The organism is Campylobacter sp. 2018MI34 (assembly GCF_016598975.1).
In the GTDB taxonomy this organism is placed as follows: domain Bacteria; phylum Campylobacterota; class Campylobacteria; order Campylobacterales; family Campylobacteraceae; genus Campylobacter_D.
In genome coordinates, this window is record NZ_JAENKS010000062.1 from 1 (window position 1) to 737 (window position 737).

General features: G+C 28.4%; 1 protein-coding gene. It reads right to left on the minus strand.

All coding sequences use genetic code 11. The features are described 5' to 3' along the window. The coding region (locus JG676_RS07720; protein ID WP_200217859.1) for a motility associated factor glycosyltransferase family protein at positions 1-737 on the minus strand (737 nt) is incomplete at both ends.

Genomic DNA, 737 nt, shown 5'->3' on the forward strand with positions numbered 1-737 from the left:
TTTTATTTAAAGCATTTAATCTTTTAAAAGGTTTATCTAAATCTTTAATAAGTAATGCTTCACATACTTCTTTAAAAGGTTTTTCTAAGCTTCCTTCTATCCTTGCTCCACCCTCTGTGCAGTTGTAGGTTTTTACTCCTTGTTCTTTGGTAAATTGTATATCGCTTTCAAATTCTTGACGAAAAAGGGTCCAAACTTGATGTGATTTAATCAGCTTTTTACCCCCATAAGATAAAGCTTTATCAAAATTTTTAAATCTTTTATTCTCAAAATTGGATCCGTGTTTATAATCATTAGGATGCGAATTTCCTTTTTCATCATAGGCTAAATCTTGTCCTATTAAGATAATGTTTTTGTGTTTTAAAAAAAATGCCAAAGCAAAATTAACATTAGCCACACTATGTCCCATATTAAAATACCCAAATTTATCCATAGCAACATAATTAATAAAATTAGCCCAAGTAGAAACTACTATATAAGAACGCTTATTTTGATCAAGATAAGAAAGTGCTTTTGGATGAACCACAGATTTTAAAATAAAGGTTATTCCTTCATCAAATTCTTTAAAATTATTATTGAAAAATTCTGCTGTAATTTCTTTTCTTTCTACCATACAAACATAATCAGGCTTAATATTATGTTTAGCTAATATTGCATAAGCACTATCAGCACAAAATATTGTAGCTTTGTTTTGATATTCTTTTAGAATAGGAAGTTGTTTAGTAAGCGAAGGTCCT